Genomic DNA, 5615 nt, shown 5'->3' on the forward strand with positions numbered 1-5615 from the left:
GCGTGGCGGGCCGTGCGCAATCCGGCCCGCTAGAGCGTGACGGGGGGTGCCCAGCGGCTGCTCGAACGTTGGCGCCGCCACCAGTTCGTGCCGTATTGAATTGATTGCTCTCTGTCGCTCAGAGGTGAGGACCGGTGATGATGGCGAGGAATTGGAATTGAAGGCGCTGACTTAAGGGTACCCGGAATCAATGCGATTGGCGAGTTTGGCCGCCCGGCGAAGAATTCGCGACTGGGCGGCGATGGAACACTCCGCGGCGCTAGTCAACCGACTGACTGGAAGCAACAAGTGACGGCATCCTTCAAGACTCACCCGGCTTCTCTCAAGGATTTGATGCGCGACTGTCACCAGGGCAAACTGCAACTCCCGGATTTTCAACGCGGATCGGATCATCGATCTGCTGGCATCAATTTCGGAGGGCTTTCCCGTGGGCGCTCTCATGACGCTTGATGCTTCCGGCGAAGTGGCGTTTGCCGTTCGTCCCGTCGAAGGCGCACCCGTGCCGCAAAAGAAGCTGGAGCCTACCTGCTCGACGGGCAGCAGCGCATGACCTCGCTCTATCAATCTACGTCATCGCGCAGTCCGGTCCTGACCCAAACTTCCAAGAAAAGACCGGCGAAGCAGCATTTCTATTTCAACATGCGCGATGCGCTTAGTTCCCATATCGCCCGTCGGGACGCCATCCTCGCCGTGCCAGAAGATAGAGTGCTGCGTCAGAATTTCGGACGCGACATCGCGCTTGATCTTTCGTCGGAGGACAAGGAATTCGCCGCTCTTCACTTTCCGATCGACCGCATGTTCGACGTGCAGATTTGAATACAGAACGCGCTCACTTGGGTGCTACAGGATATGGAAGCTCGTAAGGATCAGATGAAACTGAAATCTTCATCGCCGGTTTCTCATAGCCGGCGAAGCGATCGGCACATCACTTTGGCAATGGACGTCGCTCCGGACTGCCGGCCCGATCAGTCCCTGTGAGAGCGGCGCGCATTGATCGAGCCCTGATGCGCGGCAAAGGCATGGGTGATTTCAGCGCCGAACAAGATGATCTGAGACGAATAGTAAACCCAGATCAGCACCACGATGATCGAGGCCGCAGCACCATAGGTGGATTCCAGGCCCTGTCGACCGATATAGTATCCGATCGCGAACTTGCCGATCTCGAACAGCGCCGCAGTGACAGCAGCGCCAACCCAGACATCGTACCAGTCGATGGATGCGTCCGGCAGCCATTTGAACATCATCGCGAACAGCAGCGAGATGACCGCAAAGGATACGACGAGAGTCAGGAGGTGCAGCAACCACTCCTGGAGGTGCGATCCGGCATAATTGCCAAAGGCGGTCACCGCGGTCGTGACGATCAGCGACACCATCAAGAGAAATCCAAGGGCCAAAACGGCTGCGAATGACGCCACGTAGTTGAGCACGAAATGCCAGACACCGGTCTCTTTGGTTTCGTCGACCTCCCAGACGATATTCAGGGCATCCTTGAGCTGAACGACGACCCCCACGGCGGCGAGCACGATCGCAGCGGTCCCGAGCGCTGATGCGAGCAGGCCTTCCCGGGGACGACCGGCTTCCGAGAGCATCGCCTGGACCGCTTGCGCGCCAGTTTCACCGATCATTCCCTTGATCGATGCCGCCACCTGACCGGTGACGGCCTCCCGGCCGAACAACAGACCCGCGATCGCGATAGCGATGATGATCACAGGTCCGATTGAAAACACCGAGTAATATGCCAGCGCCGCCCCCTGCCGCGCGTCCTTGTGAGTGGACCAGTTGCTGGCGGCTTCCTTCAGAATAGTCCACATGGCGACCGTCGAGAACAGGTACTAGCGCGGCCGGTCGAATTGCGGATCATTGGCGGCGACCTTGGACGTTTGGACCGCATCAATCGCGTCCGCACCAGCGCCTCGGAGACGTTCGAGCGCTTCTTCGGCGACTTCGCTTGCCTCATTGCTTACCGTATCGGCTGCTTCCTTGAGACTTTTCGAAAGCGCGCCGCCGCGGCGCTGGGCACGGGATTTCAGATCCTCGCTCAGCGGTCCCAACCATTCCTTCTCGGTCCTGCTGGACTCAAAGGCGCCTGCGGCCATAGCACCGATGGCCAGTCCAATAGCGCCAAGCAACAGAGGCTGACGTTCAAGCGCTTCGGCCAGAGAGCTCTGCGCCTTGCCATAGGCCTGCCTGGCCGTGGAGCGCACGTCAGGCATGGCGTCCAGTGCATCTCGCACGCGTGAGGTGGCGCTCTCGACCGTGTCCTGCAGCGAGCCGATGGTGCTCGAAGCCGCGCCGGATGCTGCGCGCATCGCAGCTTTCGCATCATCCGAGAGGTCACCACCGCTCTCGCGAACGCTCCGACCACCGTCCACCCAGGTGTTTTTCCGGAGGCCGGCAGCTTTCCTGATGTTGTGTGTGGTAAGGTCGGCGAGAGGCTCGGCGGCCGCCGCCATGCCACCGCCGATCGATTTCAGACCCCGGTCACCCAGCAGCAGCCACAGCGCGCCCCCGGTCACCAGGGCCGCGCCGACGGGGTTTGCGCGAGCCGCCGCGGTCAGGCTGTCCACGAAACGACTTGGCGTGCTCATCTGACCATTCCTTTCACGGTTTCCTTGTCCTTGTCGAGCTGGCGCAAGGTTTCGGTGGGGGCGAGTTTTCTTGCCTCAAGTCGGTTGAGGGCGAAGGCAACCAGCACCGCAGCCAAGAGCAAGGCCAGGATCGCAGAAGCGAGATAGGAGAGGGGTTGTGACCAACCGGCCGAGATCAGCGCCGCCGAAAACGCGAAGAGCGCCATCACTACGGCGGGAATGACCAGCACTGCGCCACCGGCCAGCAAACCCACCGCAATTCCCACCTGCTGAGCCTTCTCGCCCAACTCGGCTTTCGCAAGGTCGATCTCGTTCTGGAAGAGCTTGGTAAATTGCGAAAGGGCATCTCCGAGCAACTGCGGAATGCCGCGATCTTGCTCGTCATTCATGGCCATCATCCTCTGTTGCGCTGTCTTCGTCCGAGGCCTTCAACAAACGTATAACCGCGAAGCCGGCGAGAACCGACAAGCCGAGAAATGCCGTGGGTTGCCGCCGGGCGAAATCCCTGGCGCCCTCGATCAGATCGCCTAACGTGCCGTCACGGAGCTTATCGGCTGCGTCCTCGACGTAGCCGGCGGCTGAATTGATGCTCCGCGCCGCAAAAGGCGCGTCGCCCTCGAAGGCACGGGAAGCTTCGCGGATGTTCTTGGCCAAGCGATCCACGAAGTCGGCACCTGCATGCTGCTGCTTGCGTGCCTGTTCCTGGATCTGGTCGGCGGCCTCAGATGCGACATCCGACGCGGCGTCGGCGGCTTCCTTGAAGCGCTCACGCGCCGTATCAGCAGAGGCCCTGAAGGCCTGCCCTGCGCGCTCCTTGGCCTGTTGGCCGGCGTCGGCGATTTGGTCCGTCAAGGTTTGCGAGGCCCTGTCCTCGGTGTGCAGATCGGTTTCACTCATGATTGCCTCGATCGAATTCAGGATGGTTGGCTTGGGATGGCTCAAAGGCCGTGGTGATGACGTCTTCGGTTACTGTCTTGAGAGTATCGGCGGCCTTTTGAGTGATGCGGTCCGCATGACTGCCGAGGTCTGCCTCGGCCACGCTCTGCATCGCTGCGTCGGCCGCCGAGAACGCCGCATCCTTTGCCGTCTCGAAACCGGATTGAGCGGCTGCCGCCGCGGCCTTTTTCACTTTCGCGCTGGACCGTCCCAACGCTGCCGATTCTGCCCGGCTGGTAGGAAGCGATGCGGCAAGAATTGCCCCGATGGCCACGCCAAGGCTGCCTACCAGAACGAGGTTGTCGCGGATCGTCTCGCGGGCGGCGTCGGGCGCGGAGGAGAGGGCGTCGGCGGCCCTGGCCCGTACCTGCTGCATTGTTTCCTTGGTAGCCTGCGCGCTGGTTGCGACCTTTTCGCTCAGGTTCGCGCGGGCCCTGCCAGCCTGGTCCTGAAGGTCAGCCATTCTGCCGGAAGCGGCGTCGCCAACTTCCGCCGCCGTGCCGGTCACCTGCTGGATGGCGCCCGCCGCCTTTTCCTTCAGGCCTTGCCCTGCCGATTGGACCCGGCCCGACGCATCGGACGCAAGCTCCTGAGCCCGCTCGACGATCGGCCCCGCCAAGTTCGAAGCCTGCTCACGAACCGACTTGGAGCTTATCGCCAGCCCGGCCGCCATCAGCAGCAGCGGCATGGGAACGCCGCGGGCCAGCCGAACGACCGGCGCTGCCGCGGCCGCGCCGATGGCGATCGCCTGAATGGGATTGTCGATGGCGCGCTGCTTGAGGTCGTCGAGCCAACCCCTTCCTTTCTGATGAAGGTAAGTAGCGGCTTCTGATTTGATTCCGGCCGGCGACACCTTGTAGCGGATGTCCTCCGCCGTATCCTTGATCCTGTTCCTGAGCAGGTCGACAGTCGCGGCAAGCTCCGCGCGGCTTCGTTCCGACTGCTGCCGGATGTCTTCGACTGAGCGTCCCATTGGCTTTCCCTCTTGTTTTGTTCTTGGTGTTTCCAGTCGAACTCAGGGCTGAGGCGTTGGTTCCCGAGCGCGCCGTACGAGTGCTGGAACACTATGTTCAGAAGTGTACATAGACCGAGCGCCGGAACGCGCCTCGATCTGGCTCCGGTGCATTTCGAAGTATGCTGCTTGGCTGTCAGCGGCGTTATGTCACCGCGCACCACCGGCTACCAGTGCCTTTCCCCGAGTGCCGGCTTCCTCGTGATCGGAGCCTACCCATCTACGGGCTCGTACGACGAGTGCACGAGCATTGAGGATCGTCCCCGTGCCCTTAAGTCGATTGCCCGGGTCCGGTCGCCTCGAAGGGATCCCGTCTACGGCGCAGACGGGCCCATGTCGAAGCTCTAGCGGAAATGCGAACGAAACTACGGAATAGGCCCGCTTCCGTGAGAAATGGTCGTCTTCGGCGCTGACGTGACTCAGGAGACTTGCCGCATTTCAAAAAAGGCGAGGACTCCGCTGGTCGCTCGGAGCCCTCGATCATTCAGGCGGCAGTCGACGCCTTGGCATTGACACCCTTGCGCAGGGCGACCGTGTTAAGCTTGCTGTTCGCCGCCTTTTCCTCGTTAAGGTTCGTCGTGAGGAAACGCACGATATCGTCGTGACCGAGCTCTTCCGCCCAGGCGATCAGCGTTCCATAACGGCACATCTCGTAATGTTCGACGGCTTGCGCGTTGGCAACGAGAGCGGCGTCCAGCACCGCCTTGTCCTCGATCTCGCCGGCGGTTTCGTCGGCTTCCTTGATGATGCCGTCGATGGCCGGACATCGCGTCCCGCTTGGCTCCTTGCCGAGTTTCTCGAACACCTTCTGCAGCCGCTCGATCTGTTTGTTGGTCTCTTCAAGATGACCCTTCAGGCCAGCAACCAGGTCACGGTTCGTGGCCTTCTCGATCATCTTTGGCAGCGATTTAACGATCTGCTGCTCGGCGTAGTAGATGTCCTGAAGACCGTGGATCAGCAGGTCTTCCATCGACTTTATGTCCTTGGTGAAAAGTCCCATTTGAAGTCCTCCTAGAAAATGGCACTAGGGGAACTCCGGGAGAGGGAACTCGTTCCTGGCCTTGGGCCAACGAAGGAGG

7 protein-coding genes are annotated in these 5615 nt (G+C 61.1%); 1 reads left to right on the plus strand and 6 read right to left on the minus strand.

The window, feature by feature from the left end:
• Positions 1 to 546 precede the first annotated feature (546 nt).
• A complete protein-coding gene (locus tag JOZ76_RS05985) occupies positions 547 to 816 on the plus strand; it encodes a hypothetical protein (protein ID WP_291697707.1) in 270 nt (89 codons plus the stop codon).
• 149 nt (positions 817 to 965) lie between these two features.
• On the opposite strand, the gene JOZ76_RS05990 is transcribed toward JOZ76_RS05985, so the two are convergent.
• From JOZ76_RS05990 to JOZ76_RS06015, 6 genes are all read right to left on the minus strand, one after another.
• The gene (locus JOZ76_RS05990; protein WP_291697708.1) at positions 966 to 1811 is read right to left on the minus strand and encodes a YihY/virulence factor BrkB family protein; all 846 of its coding nucleotides are present in this window, start codon (positions 1809 to 1811) and stop codon (positions 966 to 968) included.
• Between the two features lie 21 nt (positions 1812 to 1832).
• Positions 1833 to 2588: a hypothetical protein gene (locus JOZ76_RS05995; protein ID WP_291697709.1), complete on the minus strand. Its 756-nt coding sequence runs from the start codon at positions 2586 to 2588 to the stop codon at positions 1833 to 1835.
• Positions 2585 to 2977, minus strand: coding sequence for a phage holin family protein (locus JOZ76_RS06000; RefSeq protein WP_291697710.1), 393 nt, complete (start codon positions 2975 to 2977; stop codon positions 2585 to 2587). Before JOZ76_RS06000 ends, JOZ76_RS05995 begins: the two co-directional genes overlap by 4 nt.
• Positions 2970 to 3530: a hypothetical protein gene (locus JOZ76_RS06005; protein ID WP_291697711.1), complete on the minus strand. Its 561-nt coding sequence runs from the start codon at positions 3528 to 3530 to the stop codon at positions 2970 to 2972. Before JOZ76_RS06005 ends, JOZ76_RS06000 begins: the two co-directional genes overlap by 8 nt.
• Positions 3478 to 4497, minus strand: a complete 1020-nt coding sequence (locus JOZ76_RS06010) for a DUF3618 domain-containing protein (protein WP_291697712.1) — start codon at positions 4495 to 4497, stop codon at positions 3478 to 3480. The genes JOZ76_RS06005 and JOZ76_RS06010 overlap by 53 nt, the downstream gene beginning before the upstream one ends.
• 523 nt (positions 4498 to 5020) lie before the next feature.
• Positions 5021 to 5536 carry a YciE/YciF ferroxidase family protein gene (locus tag JOZ76_RS06015; protein ID WP_291697713.1) on the minus strand — a complete coding sequence of 172 codons (516 nt, stop codon included), beginning with the start codon at positions 5534 to 5536 and terminating at the stop codon, positions 5021 to 5023.
• Positions 5537 to 5615 lie beyond the last annotated feature (79 nt).

Source organism: Bradyrhizobium sp. (assembly GCF_019244115.1).
Taxonomy (GTDB): domain Bacteria; phylum Pseudomonadota; class Alphaproteobacteria; order Rhizobiales; family Xanthobacteraceae; genus Bradyrhizobium.

Coding starts and splice junctions, on each gene's coding strand:
- JOZ76_RS05995 (WP_291697709.1), bottom strand. CDS start 2,588: ATGAGCACGCCAAGTCGTTTCGTGGACAGCCTGACCGCGGCGGCTCGC.
- JOZ76_RS05985 (WP_291697707.1), top strand. CDS start 547: ATGACCTCGCTCTATCAATCTACGTCATCGCGCAGTCCGGTCCTGACC.
- JOZ76_RS06000 (WP_291697710.1), bottom strand. CDS start 2,977: ATGAATGACGAGCAAGATCGCGGCATTCCGCAGTTGCTCGGAGATGCC.
- JOZ76_RS05990 (WP_291697708.1), bottom strand. CDS start 1,811: ATGTGGACTATTCTGAAGGAAGCCGCCAGCAACTGGTCCACTCACAAG.
- JOZ76_RS06015 (WP_291697713.1), bottom strand. CDS start 5,536: ATGGGACTTTTCACCAAGGACATAAAGTCGATGGAAGACCTGCTGATC.
- JOZ76_RS06010 (WP_291697712.1), bottom strand. CDS start 4,497: ATGGGACGCTCAGTCGAAGACATCCGGCAGCAGTCGGAACGAAGCCGC.